This window comes from Dyadobacter soli, assembly GCF_900101885.1.
GTDB lineage: Bacteria > Bacteroidota > Bacteroidia > Cytophagales > Spirosomataceae > Dyadobacter > Dyadobacter soli.
On record NZ_FNAN01000003.1, the window covers coordinates 263,547 to 282,549 of the forward strand.

Below are 19,003 nucleotides of genomic sequence, written 5' to 3' on the forward strand. Positions count from 1 at the left end.
TGAAATCGTAAATCCGCAAGTTTGGCTTAATTTTGCGGAATGCGCTATTTCCTGGAATTCAGTTACCGCGGCACGGCTTACAATGGCTGGCAGAAACAAAACAATGCATTGGGCATTCAGCAAGTGCTGGAAGAAGCCTTCGCTAAAATACTGAGAATGCCCGTCGAGCTTACCGGCAGCAGCCGCACCGATGCGGGTGTACATGCAGAACAACAATTCGCCCATTTTGATTTACCCGACGCAGTTGCTGACGCCGATTTGCTGGTTTATAAACTGAATGCGCTGATTCCCAAAGACATTGCTGTTCAGCGCATTTTGTCCGTGGGCGAGGAGGTGCATTCAAGATTCGCGGCGACGCACCGCAAATATGAATATCGCATTACCTATCAGAAGAATCCTTTCCTGACCGATCTGGCCACGCAAATGCGCCGGAACCTGGATGTCGCCCTGATGAATGAGGCTGCCGCATTATTATTGGTACATAATGATTTCGAAAGTTTCAGCAAGATCCACACGAACGTCAACAACTTTCGGTGTACCATTACCGAGTCGCGGTGGGCGGAGTCGGGTGAAATGCTTGTCTTTCATGTCAAAGCAAATCGCTTTCTTCGTGGAATGGTGCGCGCGCTGGTGGGCACAATGCTGGAAGTAGGGCGGCACAAAATCTCGGTGAGTGATTTTGAACAGATAATCCTTTCACAAAACAGAAAAAATGCCGGAGCACAGGCCCCGGCGGAAGGTTTGTTTCTGGTGGAAGTCGGTTATCCCGACGCATTGCTTATTTGATCGCCTCGCGGGTCTGCACATTATCAACCAGCCTGAAAATATCCAGCGGGTTACTGTTTTTCAGTTCATCGGGTAAAAGCGCGTCCGGCCAGTTCTGGAAGGATTGCGGCCGCACAAAACGGAGGATCGAATGCCTGCCTACCGAGGTAAACTTGGAATCCGCGGTCGCGGGGAATGGTCCGCCGTGGTGAATAGACGGGCAAACTTCCACGCCGGTAGGAACGCCGTTCATGATAAAGCGGCCCGAGATTTTAGCCAGCTGCCGCACGATTTTGGGGTAATGCACTACTTCCGCTTCTTCGGCGATCAATGTGGCGGTTAATTGACCTTTCAAATGCGCAACAGCTTCGTATAATTCATCGGTATTCTCACAAACGATCAACAGTGAAAACGGTCCGAAAACTTCCTCATGCAGCTTCGGGTTAGCAATGAAATTTTGGCCCGAAACCAATGCAATGGAAGCCTCCGCCTGATTTTGGCCTTCCGAATGGATATCCGAAATCGCCAATGCCGAAACTTCCGGTTGCTCTAATGCTTCGGTACGGAGTCTGTTATAATTTTTGCAAATGCCTGCCGTCAGCATGGTGGCCGAGGGCGTATTCAAGATCTCAGTTTTGTATGCACGCTGAAACACTTCCAGACCCTCTGTTTTGGTAATAAACACCAGACCAGGATTGGTACAAAACTGCCCTGCGCCCAGGCTTACCGAGCCGGCGAGCGTTTTTCCAAGCTGTTCTGCATTGTTTTTCAAATAGTCAGGTAAAACCACGATCGGGTTGACGCTACCCATTTCCGCAAACACCGGGATCGGCTCCTCACGCTCCTGCGCCAGTCTGAACAGCGCCATGCCGCCTTTGTAGGAGCCTGTAAATCCGACGGCCTTCGTGGCAGGGTGCTTCACCAATGCCGTGCCGACTTCAAAACCGTCATCATAAAGCATTGCAAACGTACCCTCGGGCATACCCGTGCGCTCGGCCGCGCGTACCACCGCCTGCGCGGTGAGGTCGCTTACGCCCGGGTGCGCCGGGTGCGCCTTCACGACGACAGGGTTACCCGCCGCCAATGCAGGCGCCGTATCCACACCCGCCACAGAGTAGGCGAATGGAAAATTGCTGGAACCGAATACGATCACCGGGCCTATCGGCACTAGCATTTTGCGGATATCGGGCTTTGGAACCGGCGTGCGGTCCGGTAAAGCAGTATCAATAGAGGCTTCCACCCACGAACCTTCGCGCAGGAGTTCCGCGAATTGGGTCAGTTGGTTTACGGTGCGGGCGCGTTCGCCTTGCAACCGGGAAATAGGCAATCCCGTTTCCTGGGAAGCGCGTTCGAGCAGCTGGTCGCCTAATGCGAGTATTTCTTCGGTAATGGCGATCAGGAATGCGGCGCGTTCAGCCGCCGGTACCTGAGAATAGCTGTCGAATGCGCTCTCGGCTAGTTCCATTGTCCTGTTTACTTCGCCTGCGGTGGCGCATTGGAAAGATTCGGGAAGAAAGCTGTCGCTTGCCGGCGCGTAGGCTTTGAAATGCTTTTCGCCTTCGGCCGATAGCGTGTATCCTATGAAGTTTTTACTTTGAATGGTCGTCATGTGCTGATGTGGAATGATTGGTTTAGCCTAAAAAACAAAAGTTTGTGCCATCCGGGGACGACACAAACTTATAATGTTGAAATAGTAACTTCTTACTGGTCTGTACAGCCGTTTTTAAAGCAGGCGTCCTACAATATCGTCCACCGAAATGCCTTCCGCTTCCGCTTTGAAATTCCGGATAATGCGGTGACGCAGTACCGGCAATGCAACCGCTTGCACATCCTCGATATCCGGAGAATATTTGCCGGAAAGCAACGCATTGCATTTGGCGGCAAGGATCAGCGACTGCGAAGCCCGCGGACCTGCGCCCCATTCGAGGTAGTCGTTGGTATCCTTAATGGCCAGACTGCCTTTCGGACGCGTTTTATGCACAAGTTTCACCGCATATTCGATCACGTGGTCGGTCACAGGCACGCGGCGCACGAGGTGCTGGAAATCAGTGATTTCTTCCGCACTGATCACCTTCTTAACCTCGTAACGAACATCCGTGGTCGTGTTTTTGACAATGCTGACCTCCTCGGCATACGAAGGATAATCGAGCTGGATCATAAACATGAAACGGTCGAGTTGCGCCTCGGGCAGGGGATAGGTGCCTTCCTGTTCGATGGGGTTTTGCGTTGCGAGCACGAAAAACGGCCTGTCGAGCGAATGTTTCGCACCGGCAATGGTTACCGAATATTCCTGCATCGCTTCCAGCAATGCGGATTGTGTTTTCGGAGGTGTCCGGTTGATCTCGTCGGCGAGGATAATGTTCGCGAAGATCGGACCTTTAATGAATTTGAAATTACGGTTCTGATCGAGCGTTTCCGAACCGAGAATGTCGGAAGGCATCAGGTCGGGCGTAAACTGGATCCGGTTGAAGTTCAGGTCGAGCGAGGAAGCGATAGTCTGGATGAGAAGCGTTTTCGCGAGGCCCGGAACACCTACCAGCAAGCAATGTCCCTGGCAAAAAATGGCGGTGAGCAATCTTTTTACAACCTCATCCTGTCCGATAATCACATTCCCGATTTCACTCCGGATTTTATCATAAGCCACTTTCATGGCTTCGGCAGCTTCTACGTCCGATGAATACTTCACGTTATGTTTGGTTAGATTTTCACTCGTTAAAAGCAATGATTACCGCCGTTTTACCGCTATAAATCGTCGGCATTGGCGGCCAATCCGAGCACTTTACAATTTCTGTACTCGGGTTCGATGCTGATATAAACGTCGCCCTGGGCTTTTTTGAACCACTCTTCGAGCGCATTGTTCCGTTTGTTGCTGAGCACGATCTGCGCCAGTTTCTCGTAGTCGTCGTGGAGGTTAGCCGTATGCGGGTCCGATTTACTTTTGTACCAAAGAATACGCATTGCGCTGCTGCCGTCTTCCAAACGGTAGGAAACAGGCAGGCTCAGATCGCCAACTTTCATGGTATCGATGGCGAAATACAGCGCCGGGTCCATGGAAGCGTCGAGTGTCAGCTTGGAAAGTCCGGTGTTTCTGTCCTGGATAAGGCCGCCGGATTCTGCGGTTTCCTTGTCGTCGGAGTTATCCAATGCCCCTTTGGCAAATTTCAATGTATCGGTTTGAATGAGCGTACGAAGGCTGTCGAGCGCGCGGGTGGCGGAGGTCATGTCCGTTCCCTTGTTGTAATCGGGGCGGAGGAGAATGTGCCTTGCGTGGTATTCCGCACCCCTTGTTTCGAGGAGTTTGATCAAGTGAAAACCGAATTGCGATTCAATCACAGCCGACATTTCCCCTGGCTTGAGTGCCAATGCAGCCCCTTCGAACTCCGGTACCATCGCGCCGCGTTTCGCAAAACCCAGGTCACCACCTACTTTGGCAGAACCCAAATCCTCGGAATAAATCTGCGCGAGTGTCGCGAAATCTTCGCCTTTTTCGGCGCGTGCTTTCAGATCGAGCAACTGCTGCCGGAGCTTGTCTTTTTGCTCGCGTGTCACCGTTCCTTTTTTTACAATATGGCCTACCTCCACTTCCGAAGGAATGTAAGGCAAGCTGTCTTTGGGAATGGAGTTGAAGAATTTGCGGACCTCCGCCGGTGTGATTTTTACATTGCCGGAAATCGTCCGCTGCATTTTTTCGACGATTTTCTGATCCTTAACCTGCTGGCGAAGCTCGCCTTTGAGGTTTTCAACACTCTTTCCATACGCTTCCACAATGTTCTTTTCCGAACCGAAGCGCTGGATCATGTAGTTCATTTTTGCATTCAACTCGCCGTCGACCTCCTTGTCGTCCACGGTGACGGAGTCGATTTCTGCTTTGGCTAGCAGCATTTTGTTGATGATCAGGGATTCCAGTAACTGGCATTTTTCTGGCGCCTGTCGCCCTTCGGCTTTGTACTGGTTATACATTTCTTCCAGCTCCGAATTCAGGATGTAATGGTTATCGACCCTGGCGATGATCTTGTCCAGGCTCACTCCCTGCTGACCTTGTCCGTAGCTTATCACGCTGATCAACAGCATGAAAGCGGCTATCAAATGAGCCCCGATCCATTTATTTACTTTCATATTTCCTTGTATGCTGATTTGGATTATTGCGGGTTTTATTGAACTAAACTCCTAAAAATGAAACAGATTCGATTTATAAATGCTAAAATACGGCTAACGCTTAATTTTTTCTAATTCCTGTGCATTCACTTTGACCGGGAATTTCTCCTGCAACTTTGCTACCCATTGTTTTTCGAGCTCTTTTTGGTAGTCATTAATCACCGTTCCGCGCGCTTCCGGGAAGGTTTTCGGGCGTGGCGGATCAATTTTCGCGACATTAGCCCACAAAAAGCTTCCGTTGCTGTTGATCATCTGCTCACCCGCCTGCCATTTGAAACCACTGAATGCAGGATCGGTTTTCGGAAAATAGCCTTCGCGAATCGTTACCGCTCCGGGAACTTCGGCATTGTAAACCTTTTCGACATCGCTTTTCGACTGGCTGTAAAACTGGAATGCGACCCTGCGGTTGCGCTCCGGCTCGGCCGATTGCCGGAAAGAACCATAGTCTTTTTCTATGATACGCAGAATCGGGATGTTTCGTGCATTTAAATATTTCACAACATTGCGGGCACGGGTCGAAGATATCGTTTCAGGCTCGTCGGCAGAGCGGTATCCGGCTATTTCAACGACATAATCCGCATTCTTTTCCATGATAATGTAGAGGTCGTTCAGAGCTTCCAGTTGCTGGTTGCCTATTTCAGCGGAGTTTAGCGGGAATAGCAGCTCCTTCGATTTTCTTTCCAGTTTATAAGGACTGGTCGCCAAAGTTTTTTTCAGGCTGCTCAAAGTTTGCGTGTCTTTGGCCGCTACGATGGTCGCGAATGCGCGCTCGGGGTAATTGTAACGCGCTTTGTTCTTCTCGTAAAAAGCACGCTGCCCGGTGGAATCCGAAAGCGAACGCTGCCAGACCTGTTCTTCCATGATTTGTGAAAACAGCACGCCTTCCCGGATTTCGCTCATCAGGCTGCGGAACTCCGGATTGGTCTCTTCCAAATGCTCTTTTTCATATTCCACTAGCGACTCGTTGAGATAGTCATTATAAAAACGCCTGAAAACGACCGCCGGCGAAGCATCTTTCGGGCGGGGCGTTTGCTTACGTTTGACGTAGTTCAGGAACGACAATGCGTCGTAAGGCCGCTGCTCGATGCGGAACAAGGTCACTGTCGACCAATCCGCTGAAACCGCGCGCTGGTAATCCCATTTGCCGGTCCGTAAAGTGCTGTCGGCCAATGCGGCCACTTGTTGCCATTGATCGGCGGCTTCCTGCACGGCATATTTCTCGCGCAGACGCTTCGCATTGGCCTGCTCGATCACCTTGCCGCGCGAATCGGTCACTACTTTCTTACGGAGCGAGGGCGCCATGTTGGCCAGCGTTTCAATCGGCCGTTTTTCGATCAGGCGGATAATGTGCCAGCCGTACATCGTCAGCACAGGTTGCGAATAGGATTGTGGCCGGGTCAGCGCAAATGCGGATTCCTCGATTTCCGACACCATCTGGCCGGTACCGAATAGCGGCAGTAACCCGCCGTTTTTCCGCGATTCGCGGTCGTCGGAATATTTGTCGACGACCAAATTCCACTCGGCGCCATTCTGCAATTGCGTATAAGCCTCATCGATACGCGCCTTGGCCGATTCTTTCTGAGCTGCCGTACCCGCCGTGTCGACCTTCACCATAATGTGCGCCACGCGTACCATGCCGCGGTTGTTGCGGCGGTCGTTGACCTTAATGAGGTGATAGCCGCCTTTGGTCCGCACCGGTTGCGATATTTTGCCCACCGGCAAGGTATAAGCTGCCGTTTCGATCGGATAGAGCGTCTGGAATGCTGTGAAATAGCCCAGATCGCCTTTTGTCGTCTTTGCAGCCGGATCTTTGGAGAAGCGGGCCGCCATATCCGCAAAATCGGAGCCTTCTTCGAGACGCCCGCGGAGGCCGATTGTAGCGCGGTATGCTTCGAGGGTGTCGGCAGGCGAAGCGTCTTCCGATACGCCGACGAGGATATGCGACGCGCGCACTTCCTGTTTCAGGCGGTTATAGGCTTCATTGGTCAGTTTTTCGACCAGGTCTTTATCTACCAAATGGTTTTTGGCCAGCTGATCGCGGTAAGAGAATATTTCTTCGCGGTAGTCAAGCGTGGTGTCTTTTCCTTCTGATTTGGCCTGCAAAACTTTGATTTTCAAATCAGTATAAATCGGAAGGTATTCTTCGGGGGTTAGTTCTTTGGTGGAGTCGGATGCGAACTTGTTTTTATTATAGGAATCCTGGTAATCATCAATGGAGAATTGCTCCTTTCCGACTTCGAGAAGCGGCTGTGTTTCGGCTACCGTTTGCTTCGGCGGGGCCGCGGTTTTACACGCGCTGACAAGTGAAATCGTAATGAGACCAATATGGAACTGTATTTTGGACATATTCAGAATTTGTATTAGGCTTTCGCTGCTGCTCAATAGAAACCGCGATAGCGCTCAAATATTGTAAAGCCAGCAAAGTTAGCCGCTTTCTGTTCAGGACAAAAAAATGCTTGCGGTATGTGGTTTGCGTAGTCCACATTTCCCCAGTTGGCCGTGCACAGTTATGGCAAAATTTGCCCACAAAAACAGCTCCGAATTTGTACCCGATATTTTGGAAAAAGTTTATTAAACGGTTTTTGTGACTTAAAAGAGAATTTGTATTTAAATACCATTAAAAAGCTGTTCCTAAGGAGATTTGGGTATAATTTTTTAAGAAGTTTTTCTACAACGCTTAATTAATACAGCATATGGAGGAGAGCAAAAGCAAAGAGTTCATTCAGATGATCAGGGCGTTATGGAATGAGCAGAAGAAACGGGAAGTTCTGTATCTGGAAGCATTGAAGAAGGATGGCATGGCGCCGTTCAGAAGGATGCTGAGCCAGGGACATGTGAGTGCCGTGCTTTTCCAGAAAGAAATCCGTGCTGTATACGATTATTTCAAATGTTTTCTCAACGATAAGGAGCTAGCCGATCAAAACCAGATCATGTCACACGCCTCTCTGCAATTGCTCGAAAGTGCAAATGGCAAGGAGGAAGTGGCCTCCTGTCTCAAAAAGATAGAAGCGGTATCGCTTCAATTGTACAAATCAGTAAGGCATTACCTTGACAGGGAGCCCGAAGCGCAACGTCTTATGGACGAGCATCTTACGCGTACTTCGGAGTTCTACGAAATGCTTTGCAAGCTGGAATCAGGCACGCAGCGCAGCTACGGGCTTACGGCAGCTGCCTGAGTTTTTATTCCATTACACTTCATACAATTCAATCGGCAGGTCGTCGGGATCTGCGAAAAAGGTAAATTTTTTGCCTGTAAATTCGTCGATCCGGACCGGTTCGGGGTGAATGCCTTTTGCATTTAAATCCGCGATCGCTTCTTCCACATTATCTACCTGGAATGCAATGTGCCTGAGCCCGCACGCCTCCGGGCGCGATGCGCGAGCGGGCGGGGACGGGAAAGAGAATAGCTCTATAATGTACTGCCCATTCAGCGAAAGATCGAGCTTGTACGAATCCCGCGCTTCACGGAAAACCTCACGGTCTATATTGAATCCCAGAATTTCGGTATAAAACTGTTTCGACTTCGGATAGTCGGAGCAAATGATCGCGATATGGTGTACGGCTTGGAGTTTCAGCATTGGTCAAAATAGTTGAGTACGGCCCAAAGATAGCGCCGCGACTCAAATCTTGATAAAAATCTTCTTTTTATACATCCACCGCAGGATAAGCCATTCCGTAAGCAGGATCAATGCGCCGCTCACGAGCGAGGCATAACCATCCCCGAAGACGGCATCGTAATGCTGCCCCAAATGAATTTTGAATGACCCTCTGATGAAGCTGCCAAAGCCATCGGCGATTACGTATGCTGCAATGGAATTGGTACCGATAACGATCAGCGGGAAGAACCAAGACTTGTTTTCTTTCACATCCACCACAAAATAGAATGCGGAAAGCAGCAGAAATGCGCAGGCGCCGCTGAAAAGTGTCCAGGCAGGTGTCCAGATACGCTTCACAATCGGGTTAAGGCCCGTGAAATGGAAGACCAATGCGAGCACGAGGAGTACTGCGGCGGTGATGAGGTAGCGTTTCAGCAGTAAGGTGGATGATGTCGCCGTTTTTAGCCATTTTCCGGCAATGAGGCCCAGTATCATAGTTCCTAATGTGGGAATGAAGCTCAATGTACTGTAACCGCCTCCATTGTACTCGAATGTTTTTTCCCGGGGGAAGAGGTTCAGGAACCAGCGATCGAAAGCCCAGGCTGCATTGGTGTTTTTGTTCCAATGCGCTGCGAAGCCTTTAAGGTTATGCTCCCAATCGGCCGTGGTGCCGGTTTGCGACCAGTCGAAATCGGGACCGGGAAGCGGGTATGCGGCAAAAACGGCTGCGTAACCGACCAGAATAACGCCTAATGCGCCCCACTGGATTTTTTCGGAAGCAAATCCCAATGCAAAAAGGATCGGGTAGCCCAGGCCTATCTGGGTCAATGTATCTTCAAATGTAAAATTGGTCTGCTCGGAATGCATCGAGCGCAGGAAAATGCCGAGGAATATCAGGATGAGCGACCGCCGGATGGTGTGGAACCACATCATCGAAACCGATTCGTTTTTGCTCGCACGGCTGGCCATCGAATAGGGTAGTGCTACGCCGACGAGGAACGAGAACGATGGCTGGATCAGGTCGTGCAGCGAGCATCCTACCCAGGGAACGTGGCTTTGATGGAAATCGAGGAATGCCCAGAATACGCTGTCAGGATATGCTTCGGCCACCCGACTGAGCCGGATCACCTCGGCCATCATCAGGAACATCACAAATCCACGGTAAGCGTCGACCGACGAAACACGTTGAGGCGGCAGGGTAGTAGTTTCTTTCAAGGTAATGTCGTTTAGGGAAAGGTTACCGGCAATACTGATAAATCGTCGGAATGGGTTACATCCCAAAAGAAAAAACCTCGCAGGATTTACCTGCGAGGTTTTTTCGGCAATGCGGATTAGGATCCGTTATACATTCATCTTTTTGAGCTCCTTCACGGCATGGTCAGCAGCGCGCGCAGTCATCGCCATGTAGGTGAGCGACGGGTTCACGCAGGAGGCCGAAGTCATGAACGCGCCATCGGTAACATATACGTTCTCAGCGCCCCACACCTGGTTGTTCTTGTTCAGAACGGATGTTTTAGGGTCGTTACCCATACGTGCCGTACCCATTTCGTGGATACCGATACCCGGGTGCTTCGATTCGTCGTTGTAAGGCGTCACGTTTCTCAGACCGGCCGCTTCCAGCATTTCAGCAGCGTCGTTCATCATATCCTGGCGCATTTTCTTCTCGTTTTCACCATAAGCCGCATCGAAAACGACTACCGGGAGGCCCCATTTGTCTTTTTCAGTAGCATGCAGCGTGAAGCGGTTTTTCTCGTCGGGGATCATTTCACCGAAACCTCCGATGTTCATGCTCCAACCGCCCGGTTGTGAAATTTCCTTTTTGAAATCGGCACCGAAGCCTTCCATTCCTACGCCGCGGCCCCAGCTGTCGCGGCTTGCACCACCCTGGTAACCGAACCCGCGTACGTAATCACGCTTGTCGTTGCCCCAGTTGCGGTAACGTGGAATGTAGATACCGTTCGCACGGCGTCCGAAATAGTATTTGTCTTCGAAACCTTCCACATCGCCTCTTGCGCCAACCGCGAGGTGGTGGTCCATAATGTTACGGCCCAGCTGGTCGCTATCGTTACCCAACCCGTTCGGGAAGCGTTTCGATTTCGAATTCATCAAGATCGACGCAGAAGCGATCGCCGATGCATTCATGAAAATAATTTTGGCAAAATATTCCTTTGTTTCAAGGGTATTCTGGTTGATCACGCGTACGCCGGTCGCCTTGTTCAGTTTATCATCGAAAATGACTTCCGAAACGATCGAATCCGTTACCAACGTAAGGTTACCTGTCTTTTGTGCTGCCGGTAGTGTGGCCGCCTGGGTGCTGAAATAACCTCCATACGGACATCCGCGCATACACATGTTACGGAACTGGCACGCGGCACGTCCGAGCTCCGTATGGAATGCCTGCGGCTGGGTAAGGTGCGCGGCCCGGCCCATAATGATGTGGCGGCCTGCGAATTTCTTCTCTACCTCGCCTTTTACGTGTTTTTCCACGCAGTTCATCTGCATGGGAGGCAGGTAGTTGCCGTCGGGAAGCACGTCGAGGCCGTCTTTGGCGCCGCTGATACCTGCAAATTTCTCCACGTAGTCATACCATGGGGCAATGTCGGCGTAGCGGATCGGCCAGTCGACCCCGATTCCTTCCTTGCCATTCGCCTCGAAATCCGCCGCGTTCAGGCGGTAGCTCTGGCGTCCCCACAGGAGGGAGCGGCCGCCTACGTGGTACGCACGGATCCAGTCGAACTTCCGTGTTTCCAGGTAAGGGTTTTCTTTATCGTTTTCGAAGAGGTAGCGGTGCTCTTCGTTGGCGGTGTAGCCTGTGCGCATACCTGCCCAGTATTCTTCTTTCGCCATGGTGGTAACCCGTCCGCGGTGTTCCAGTTCCCAGGGGGCGAGGGTGGCGGTTTTATAATCTACAATGTGCTTGATGTCCCGTCCTCTTTCGAGCATGAGTACTTTCAAACCCTTTTCGGTCAGCTCTTTGGCAGCCCATCCGCCGCTGATGCCCGAACCCACCACAATTGCGTCGTAAGTGGCTTGTTTTGTTGCTTTTATGTTCAGATTCATGATGAATATCCTTCAAAAAATTAAAAAAATGTTTGGGGCTTACATCGCCCAGTTTTTCTGGCCGGGTTTCAGGTCGATGCAGCCGTCGTAGCGCCCGGGAACAGCCACATATTCCAGCGCCTGGGTAGCACCCGGTTCGGATGTGAAATAGCCGAGCAGGGTCAGTTCCTTCATCAGGCGGAAGAAAGGCACACCGGCGTCGGTGTATTCCTTACCAGCTTCGGTATATTTTTTCTTTTCCTCACCTGCCTTCGCGAGTTCTTCTTTCGCATCGGCTTCCATCTCTTTCAGGATCTTCGTTTGTTCTTCGGGTTTTGCTTTCAGGAAGTCTTTTTTCTCCAACTCTGCCAAACCCTTGTTAAAGCTTTCCTGGTCCTTTGCCGCGTAGCAATCTTTCAGCATCATTTCAATAAATTCACCCACTTTGGCATCTTTCGCTCCCGGGGTGTCTGTTTTTGGAATGATAATTTCAGCCACTTCCGAAACAAGCGCCTTGCGGTCCGTGGAGAAAGGGAAAGTCATTGCCGAGGCAGTTTCGGTAGAAGACTTACAGCCTTCCAGAAAAGCCAGCATGGTGGGTGCAGAGAGTGTGCCACCCATTAATAGAGCCACACGACCAAGGGCATCACGTCTTTTCATCTGATATACTTAATATAGGTTAACAATCCAAAGTGTAATTCTGCATTTGATTAATGCAATTTTGAACAGCCTGCTAATTTAGGAAATATTCTGGCTCGTATGTTGGTTAGAATGATTCTATATAGTTGCCGGGGCTGTATGCGGCTATTTCACAGGCAATCGCGGGAATTAAATTTATATTAAAATGTAACCGCGGGTGTAGAAACTGGCCGGTCATTCCAACGATTCAGAGAACCATTAAATTGCAGCCGCGGATATCGGAATTGTCGAAACGCCCCATGACATAAAAAGTGCCCGGTTTCTCCCCGTACCTGCCCAGATCCTGCGTTTCGATGAACGAACAGGTATCCAGGTTGGCCAGGTCGATTACATTGATGCCGCCGGTTTTGGAAGCGCCGAAGTTATGGTCGCTAATGGCGAACGGGTCGTTGATATCGCGCAGCAGAATGCGCATCGAATACCCGGGTGTGAACAGGCCTTCGCCATGCGAGTAACCTTGTGAAAGAAGCTCCGTCATCCCATACTCCGAATGGATCGCCGGCACGCCGAAGCTCGCGGTCAGCTCGTCGTGCACCTCTTCCCTGAGCATTTCCTTGCGCCGTCCTTTCATGCCGCCTGTATCCATCACCATGAAATGTTCGATGTTTTTCAGGAAAGAAAGGTCGAAGCTGCTTTCCGCCAGGTCCAGCAATGCAAACGTAACCCCGAGCAACAGAATGCCCCGGCCGTCGGGATGGTCGGCGAGGTAGCGCAGGCGGTGCAGCATTTCTCCCGTGTTATTAAGGTAAAACCCTGAATACTCCGATCCGCTCTCTTCAATAAAATGTTGCATCATATACACGAGCGAAGAGTTGGTTCGTTCAAGGTATGACGGTAGCAGCGCCAGAATATGAAAGCGGTTCAGATCGCCGTAGTTATGCTGGAAAATGCGATAGGAAACGGCTTTGTAAAGTGGTTCGTCGTAAAGGTGATGACGGCTGGTAGTTTGCCCGGTTGTCCCGCTGCTCTGGAAAACAACAGGCGCGTCGGCATAATGCCCCGTAGCGACGCGATGATTCTTGAAAAACTGGATTGGAAGAAAAGGGATTTGCGTCAATGCGCTGATACCCGCCGGGTCGATACCCAGGTGCCGGATGTATTCGTTATAAACAGGATTATATTCAGCCTGGAAACGGAAAACCCTGAGGGCAAGCGGCTCAAAATCCGCGAGCTCAAAGGTGATGATCCGTTCTCTTAACCCTGCCCTTATTTCGGCAATCGATTTATTGTTTTGCAGTTCCAATCCGCTTACTTTCGTAGATACTTAAAAAGCAAAGTTAAAAATAGAACTCATATGAAGCTGCAAGTTTCCTTGTTCATACTGTTGGCGGTTGCATCGGCGAGTTGTGTCGATATTCCCGATTTCGATGATACGCCCTGGATCGACTATAATGGCATCTCGCAGGAGACGCGGAATGATAGCGTTAACGGTCAGCCGGCACAGGAAGTGGAGATTGTTACGGTTACAGTCGATTTTGAGGACGGTGACGGAGACCTTGGCGCCAGCGATGCGGAAGTACAGGACAAGGATAACTTTGGCAAGCAATATTTGAATGCGCCAGGCTGGAACCTCGAAGCGAACTACCGGCTGGTGACCATGTTCAAGCGTAAAGACGGATCCTGGGACGAACGAATCCTGGCAGGTGATTCGGTCAAGTTCTTCCCGATCTTAAAGCCGGACGGAAAAGCAGGGCCGATCCGAGGCAAGCTGGATCTGAATACGCGTTTTATTAAATTCCGTAGCGCTGTTCCTACCACGGTAAAGTTTAAAGTCAGCATTATGGACCGCGCTTTCCGGGTCAGTAACCAGATCACGACGGATACCATAGTAGTGCCGGTGCTACCCTAAGATCCCTCTAAAATATCGGCATTCAGGGTAATCCTGAATGTCGTTCCTTTTCCTACCTCCGAGCTCTTTACAAAAAGCTTCCCGGCGTGGTAATTTTCGATAATCCGTTTCGCAAGCGTTAATCCAAGGCCCCAGCCGCGTTTCTTAGTACTGAAACCCGGATTGAAGATTTTATTGGCCTGTGCCTTGGTCATCCCCTTCCCGGTATCGGCAATGTCGATCCAGATTTCCTTCGCACGCGGGGGCGCTTGCAGCGTCACGTGGATTTGGCCCACGCCGCTCATCGCATCCACCGCATTCTTGCAAATATTCTCGATCACCCATTCAAAAAGGTTCTTGTTGAGCAATGTGGTCTGCTCTTCGGCGAGCTGGTTATGCACTTCAAATTTTACTTTGGAAGAAACCCGTTTTTCGAGGTAATTGATAAAATTGGCTACGATCATGGCAATGGGTTCCTGCCGTAGCGTGGGAATGGAGCCGATGTTCGAAAACCGCGTCGTGATCATTTCCAGCCGGATCACATCCTTTTCAATTTCTTCGGCAATCGAAGGGTCTATTGTCGGATCGCTGCGGAAATACTCCACCCAGGCCATTAAGGAAGAAAGCGGCGTGCCCAACTGGTGAGCTGTTTCTTTCGCCAAGCCGACCCATACGCGGTTTTGCTCCGCCTTCCGCGCCGAGCTGAATGCGAGATAGGCGAGGTAGCCGATCAGCAGCATCACCGAAAGTTGCAGGAAAGGGTAGTAACGAAGCTGCGTAAGCAAAAACGAGTTGCTATAATAGATTTTCCCCGCACGCCCTTTCCCGAGCTCGACCGGAATAGGCGGATGTTCGAGCTTCATTTCTTCGAGCCTTTCCTGGATAATGCGCTCGCGCTCCTGGCGGCTTACTTTGTCGGGAAACTTAATGTTCTTGTTCGGGTTCGGAATGTTGTTTTCATCTACGTAAATGGCCGGGATCTGGTAGAAATTCACGGCGTCTTCGATCACCTGGTAAATCACGTTGAAGTTTTCGTCCAGCGGGCTGTTCACCACATAGCGTAAACCTTCCGCGTAAAGCTGTACCTCCCTTTCCTCGCGTTCTTCGAGCTCTTCCACCAGCTTGTCGGTATAAAACAGCGAGCCGATGCTCAGGATGAGCAGGATGATCCCGATCCCGTATTTGTAAAAGCTTTTCTGATCATAAGTATCCATCAGTGACCGGCGCAGGCGCTGGCTGTTCAGGATAGCTACGGGGTGCAGCTTGAAACGCGGTTTTTCTTTTGGACTTTCGCTGATCATTCCGGGTCGGGCACAATCTGCCCGATGTTAATGTTATAGTTTACAAATAACGCAAATAATTTAAGCTTAGTGGCGTTGCGACCGTTTTTCATCACCCTCACCGATCAGTTTCGGATATGACGAAAGTCATGTTTTCAGCGCTTTCGCGGGTTGAAATTTGTATGACTTATGGCAGTTTTATTTAAATGCTTTCTAAATAAGTGAACGGTCATAGTTCCACATTCATATTATGATTTTTGTACAGTATTTTTGTGAATCGAATTAGACCAAGTGATGTATAACCAGTTCAAATCAGTCAGTTTATCACATCGGAATGCTCCTCTTGCTATCAGGGAACAGCTTGCACTGAACGAGGCGGAAGCGAAGAGCATGATGCTTCGTCTGAAAGATTTTTTCGATATCGCCGACGTTCTTGCCGTCTCTACCTGTAACCGCACCGAAATATACTACTCCTCCGCCAACGATCTTAACGAAGACATTATCAAGCTTTTACTGATCGAAAAAGGGATTGAAGACGTAGAAAATTTCAAAGCCTATTTCGAGCAGTTTTCCGAAGGCGACGCGGCGGTGCAGCACCTTTTCCACGTAGCCACAGGCTTGCAATCGCAAGTGGTAGGAGATATGCAAATCCCGAACCAGATCAAACATGCGTACCAATGGTCGGCCGACCTGAATATGGCCGGGCCGTTCCTGCACCGTTTGCTTCACACGATATTTTTTGCCAACAAACGCGTCGCACAGGAGACATTCTTCCGCGATGGCGCTGCCTCTGTTTCCTATGCGGCCGTAGAATTGCTCGAAGGCCTCATGCCGAACCCTAAAATCCTTGTAGTAGGTTTGGGTGAGATCGGAACGGATGTGTGCCGTAACCTTGCGCAGAATACAAATGCAGAGGTAACCCTTGTGAACAGGACCCGCAGTAAGGCAGAAGCGCTTGGCGCAGAGCTGGGTTTCCGGGTGGCGGACTTTGCAGATATTGAATCCGAAATTGCACATGCCGACATTATCGTATCGTCCATCCAGCGTGAAGAGCCATTCTTCACCAAAGAAATGATGGTGCGCCTGCGCGGTATGTCGTTCAAATATTTTATCGACCTTTCGGTACCACGCAGCGTGTCGCCGGAAGTGGAAGAAGTGCCAGGCGTAATGCTTTATACCATCGATTCGATCCGTTCGAAAGCCGATGAGGCATTGCAGCGCAGGCTGGACTCGGTGCCGCACGTGGAAGAGATTATCACCGAAGCGGTAGTTGAATTCAACGACTGGTCACGCGAGATGATCGTTTCGCCTACGATCCAGAAGCTGAAAGGCGCGTTGGAACAGATCCGCAAAGAAGAGTTAGGCCGCTTTACCAAAAGCCTCACCGAATCGGAGCTGGAAAAAGTAGAGCGCATTACCACCAGCATGATGCAGAAAATCCTCAAACTGCCGGTGCTTCAATTGAAAGCAGCCTGCAAAAGAGGAGAAGCCGAAACGCTGATCGACGTGTTGAACGACTTGTTCAACCTGGAAAAAGAGAAAGAAAGCCATTAATATCACATAGACCTCTTCCAATATCGTACTCCCTGGCCCGCGCCCGGGAGTTTTTTTATGCGCAAAAAAAGAGAGGGTGACATTTGCCACCCTCTCTATGTATTACCTTACCCTCCACAATAATTAATTGTTATCTTAAAATCCTGCACCGTGTACATAAGTAGCGGTTTTGGATCAGTCGTTCATCACCATGCAACGACATACGATGGACGGATCACTTTAGATCACCGACCCGAAAAAAAAAATTAAAAATTTTTCAGTCCTGCTCGCGGCTCATGGTTTCGAGCATCTTGCCGAGGTTCAGGCTCCGGGCCGAAGCATTGAAAATCTGCCTGTAAACGCCATTTTGCTCGTACAAATCCTCATGTTTGCCCGATTCCACGATATGTCCTTTTTTCATAACATAAATCTGATCCGAATCGAGAATTTGCGCGAGACTGTGGGAGATAATGACCACCGTCCGGTTTTTCTTGATCGCGTCGAGGCTGTTTTTAATCTGCTCGGTAGCAATAGCGTCGAGGCTGGCGGTAGGCTCGTCGAGGAAAATAATGGGGGGATTTTTGAGAAAAAGACGCGCGATGGCAATGCGCTGCTGCTGCCCACCGGAAAGCAGTTGGGCATCCGTCCCGTAGCCGTTGGGCAATTCCATGATCTGCTCGTGCAAATAAGCACTTTTGGACGCTTCCACGAGCTCCTCCCAGCTGGCTTCGGGCTTGCCGTACCAGATATTCTCGGCAATGGAGCCTTTAAAAATGTGGTTTTTTTGCAGCACCATACCAATCGCATTCCGAAGCGACGACAGGTCATAAGATTTCAACGGCTGTCCGTCGAGCAGAATCTCGCCCGCGTCCTGGGCGTAAAAGCCGACGAGCAGGTTGATCAATGTACTTTTCCCTGCGCCCGAAAGCCCTACCAGCGCCGTAGTCTGCCCGGATTTGATCTCCATATCGATGCCCGACAATGCTTTCGTGCCATTAGGATAGGCAAATGATACATTTCGCAATTGGTAATCGCCCCGGAACTGTGCTTTCTCGGCTTTTCCGCTGGTTTCTACCGAGTCGTTAGCGTCGAGAATATCGAAGAAGCCTTCCGAATAGGTGAGCGCGTCGTTCATCTCGTCGTAAATGCGGTGCAGCTGGCGAATGGGCGCGGAGACGTTGTTGAATAGCAGAATATGGAACATGATCGCACCGATGGACATTTGCTGGTCGAGCACGAGGTAGGCCGTGAGAATGATGATCAGTACCACGCCGATTTGCTCGATAAAGCTCTTGATACCGTCGTAGGTAAAGTTGGTTTTCCGGGTTTTGAGCTGCGAATCCATCAGCTCCATTTGCAGCCGGTATTGCTTTTCGCCTTCCTGTTTCTCGCGCACAAAGGATTTGATCACAATGACCGACTCGATCAGGTTGATAAGCCCATTACTCTTGTTCTCTCGCTGCCGTTTCAACTTTCGGCGCACGCCCTGCAACTCGCCGGCTTGTTTGTAACTCAACCAGAAATAAACCGGCAGAATGGCCAATGCAATGCAGCCGACGTAAAAATTGGCCGAAAACATGATACCCAGTGCGACTATCGCATTGGCAAACAGCGGCAGAATATCGATAAAGAAGTTTTGAATCAGTTTCGTGAGGCTCTCCGCACCCCGGTCGATGCGGGTTTGCAGCTTGCCTTTCTGGTTCTCATTGTCACTGAAAAACGCCAGATTATAAGTCAGAATACGGTTGATGGCATTCTGCGCGAGGTCGCTGGACACTTTAATGCGGATCTTTTCACCAAAATACCGCTGCCCGAAAACGATGAACGTGTTCACGATCTCTTTCAGGAAAAGTATCACGGTGATTTGTATTAAAAGCTCCTTGCCCTGCAAAATGCCCCAATGCTTGTCGAGCATCGACTGCACCGTGTCGACCGTGTAGCGGAGCACCCAGGGGTTCACTTGCGCCGTTACGGCACCCAGTAAGGTAAGGAATAATGCAAATGCGATTTGCCGGTGGTACGGCTGGACGAAAGGACGTAGTCTTTGAAAGATTTGCCAGATATTCATGCAGGATCAACACGAAATCCTGCAAAATGATTTGAATATC

15 protein-coding genes are annotated in these 19,003 nt (G+C 50.3%); 4 read left to right on the forward strand and 11 right to left on the reverse strand.

The window, feature by feature from the left end; genetic code table 11:
* Positions 1–39 precede the first annotated feature (39 nt).
* Positions 40–786, forward strand: coding sequence for a tRNA pseudouridine(38-40) synthase TruA (truA, locus tag BLQ88_RS05435; RefSeq protein WP_090147445.1), 747 nt, complete (start codon positions 40–42; stop codon positions 784–786).
* Here truA and BLQ88_RS05440 read toward each other — a convergent pair.
* The 4 genes from BLQ88_RS05440 to BLQ88_RS05455 form a co-directional block, all read right to left on the reverse strand.
* Positions 779–2,374 carry an aldehyde dehydrogenase (NADP(+)) gene (locus BLQ88_RS05440; protein ID WP_090147446.1) on the reverse strand — a complete coding sequence of 532 codons (1,596 nt, stop codon included), beginning with the start codon at positions 2,372–2,374 and terminating at the stop codon, positions 779–781. The genes truA and BLQ88_RS05440 overlap by 8 nt on opposite strands.
* A 114-nt stretch (positions 2,375–2,488) precedes the next feature.
* Positions 2,489–3,451, reverse strand: a complete 963-nt coding sequence (locus BLQ88_RS05445; protein WP_090147756.1) for an AAA family ATPase — start codon at positions 3,449–3,451, stop codon at positions 2,489–2,491.
* Between the two features lie 56 nt (positions 3,452–3,507).
* Entirely contained in the window at positions 3,508–4,881 is a 1,374-nt protein-coding gene (locus tag BLQ88_RS05450) for a peptidylprolyl isomerase (RefSeq protein WP_090147448.1), read from the reverse strand.
* Between the two features lie 93 nt (positions 4,882–4,974).
* Positions 4,975–7,266, reverse strand: a complete 2,292-nt coding sequence (locus tag BLQ88_RS05455; RefSeq protein WP_090147450.1) for a peptidylprolyl isomerase — start codon at positions 7,264–7,266, stop codon at positions 4,975–4,977.
* A 347-nt stretch (positions 7,267–7,613) separates the two neighbouring features.
* On the opposite strand from BLQ88_RS05455, the gene BLQ88_RS05460 reads away from it, so the two are divergent.
* Entirely contained in the window at positions 7,614–8,096 is a 483-nt protein-coding gene (locus BLQ88_RS05460; protein WP_090147451.1) for a hypothetical protein, read from the forward strand.
* Between the two features lie 12 nt (positions 8,097–8,108).
* On the opposite strand, the gene gloA2 is transcribed toward BLQ88_RS05460, so the two are convergent.
* The 5 genes from gloA2 to BLQ88_RS05485 all read right to left on the reverse strand — a co-directional run bounded on the left by gloA2 (position 8,109) and on the right by BLQ88_RS05485 (position 13,497).
* On the reverse strand, positions 8,109–8,498 hold the full coding sequence (gloA2, locus tag BLQ88_RS05465) for an SMU1112c/YaeR family gloxylase I-like metalloprotein (protein ID WP_090147453.1): 390 nt from the start codon (positions 8,496–8,498) through the stop codon (positions 8,109–8,111).
* Between the two features lie 42 nt (positions 8,499–8,540).
* Complete coding sequence (locus BLQ88_RS05470; RefSeq protein WP_374754752.1) at positions 8,541–9,731, reverse strand: acyltransferase family protein; 1,191 nt, start codon at positions 9,729–9,731, stop codon at positions 8,541–8,543.
* A gap of 126 nt (positions 9,732–9,857) precedes the next feature.
* A complete protein-coding gene (locus tag BLQ88_RS05475; RefSeq protein WP_090147456.1) occupies positions 9,858–11,576 on the reverse strand; it encodes a GMC family oxidoreductase in 1,719 nt (572 codons plus the stop codon).
* A 39-nt stretch (positions 11,577–11,615) separates the two neighbouring features.
* Positions 11,616–12,215 carry a gluconate 2-dehydrogenase subunit 3 family protein gene (locus tag BLQ88_RS05480; RefSeq protein ID WP_090147457.1) on the reverse strand — a complete coding sequence of 200 codons (600 nt, stop codon included), beginning with the start codon at positions 12,213–12,215 and terminating at the stop codon, positions 11,616–11,618.
* A gap of 226 nt (positions 12,216–12,441) precedes the next feature.
* Entirely contained in the window at positions 12,442–13,497 is a 1,056-nt protein-coding gene (locus BLQ88_RS05485) for a long-chain-fatty-acid--protein ligase (protein ID WP_090147459.1), read from the reverse strand.
* A 51-nt stretch (positions 13,498–13,548) separates the two neighbouring features.
* Between BLQ88_RS05485 and BLQ88_RS05490 the strand changes: the two genes are divergently transcribed.
* Complete coding sequence (locus tag BLQ88_RS05490; protein ID WP_090147461.1) at positions 13,549–14,103, forward strand: hypothetical protein; 555 nt, start codon at positions 13,549–13,551, stop codon at positions 14,101–14,103.
* Here the strand turns inward: BLQ88_RS05490 and BLQ88_RS05495 are convergent.
* On the reverse strand, positions 14,100–15,383 hold the full coding sequence (locus BLQ88_RS05495; protein ID WP_090147463.1) for a sensor histidine kinase: 1,284 nt from the start codon (positions 15,381–15,383) through the stop codon (positions 14,100–14,102). The genes BLQ88_RS05490 and BLQ88_RS05495 overlap by 4 nt on opposite strands.
* Before the next feature lie 273 nt (positions 15,384–15,656).
* On the opposite strand from BLQ88_RS05495, the gene hemA reads away from it, so the two are divergent.
* Entirely contained in the window at positions 15,657–16,916 is a 1,260-nt protein-coding gene (hemA, locus tag BLQ88_RS05500) for a glutamyl-tRNA reductase (protein WP_090147464.1), read from the forward strand.
* A 256-nt stretch (positions 16,917–17,172) separates the two neighbouring features.
* Here hemA and BLQ88_RS05505 read toward each other — a convergent pair whose 3' ends face one another.
* Complete coding sequence (locus BLQ88_RS05505; RefSeq protein ID WP_090147466.1) at positions 17,173–18,963, reverse strand: ABC transporter ATP-binding protein; 1,791 nt, start codon at positions 18,961–18,963, stop codon at positions 17,173–17,175.
* Positions 18,964–19,003 lie beyond the last annotated feature (40 nt).

What these genes read in the sequence shown, in the direction of transcription:
- truA (WP_090147445.1), top strand. Translation starts at nt 40, where the DNA reads ATGCGCTATTTCCTGGAATTCAGTTACCGCGGCACGGCTTACAATGGC.
- BLQ88_RS05440 (WP_090147446.1), bottom strand. Translation starts at nt 2,374, where the DNA reads ATGACGACCATTCAAAGTAAAAACTTCATAGGATACACGCTATCGGCC.
- BLQ88_RS05450 (WP_090147448.1), bottom strand. Translation starts at nt 4,881, where the DNA reads ATGAAAGTAAATAAATGGATCGGGGCTCATTTGATAGCCGCTTTCATG.
- BLQ88_RS05455 (WP_090147450.1), bottom strand. Translation starts at nt 7,266, where the DNA reads ATGTCCAAAATACAGTTCCATATTGGTCTCATTACGATTTCACTTGTC.
- BLQ88_RS05460 (WP_090147451.1), top strand. Translation starts at nt 7,614, where the DNA reads ATGGAGGAGAGCAAAAGCAAAGAGTTCATTCAGATGATCAGGGCGTTA.
- gloA2 (WP_090147453.1), bottom strand. Translation starts at nt 8,498, where the DNA reads ATGCTGAAACTCCAAGCCGTACACCATATCGCGATCATTTGCTCCGAC.
- BLQ88_RS05475 (WP_090147456.1), bottom strand. Translation starts at nt 11,576, where the DNA reads ATGAATCTGAACATAAAAGCAACAAAACAAGCCACTTACGACGCAATT.
- BLQ88_RS05480 (WP_090147457.1), bottom strand. Translation starts at nt 12,215, where the DNA reads ATGAAAAGACGTGATGCCCTTGGTCGTGTGGCTCTATTAATGGGTGGC.
- BLQ88_RS05490 (WP_090147461.1), top strand. Translation starts at nt 13,549, where the DNA reads ATGAAGCTGCAAGTTTCCTTGTTCATACTGTTGGCGGTTGCATCGGCG.
- BLQ88_RS05495 (WP_090147463.1), bottom strand. Translation starts at nt 15,383, where the DNA reads ATGATCAGCGAAAGTCCAAAAGAAAAACCGCGTTTCAAGCTGCACCCC.
- hemA (WP_090147464.1), top strand. Translation starts at nt 15,657, where the DNA reads ATGTATAACCAGTTCAAATCAGTCAGTTTATCACATCGGAATGCTCCT.
- BLQ88_RS05505 (WP_090147466.1), bottom strand. Translation starts at nt 18,963, where the DNA reads ATGAATATCTGGCAAATCTTTCAAAGACTACGTCCTTTCGTCCAGCCG.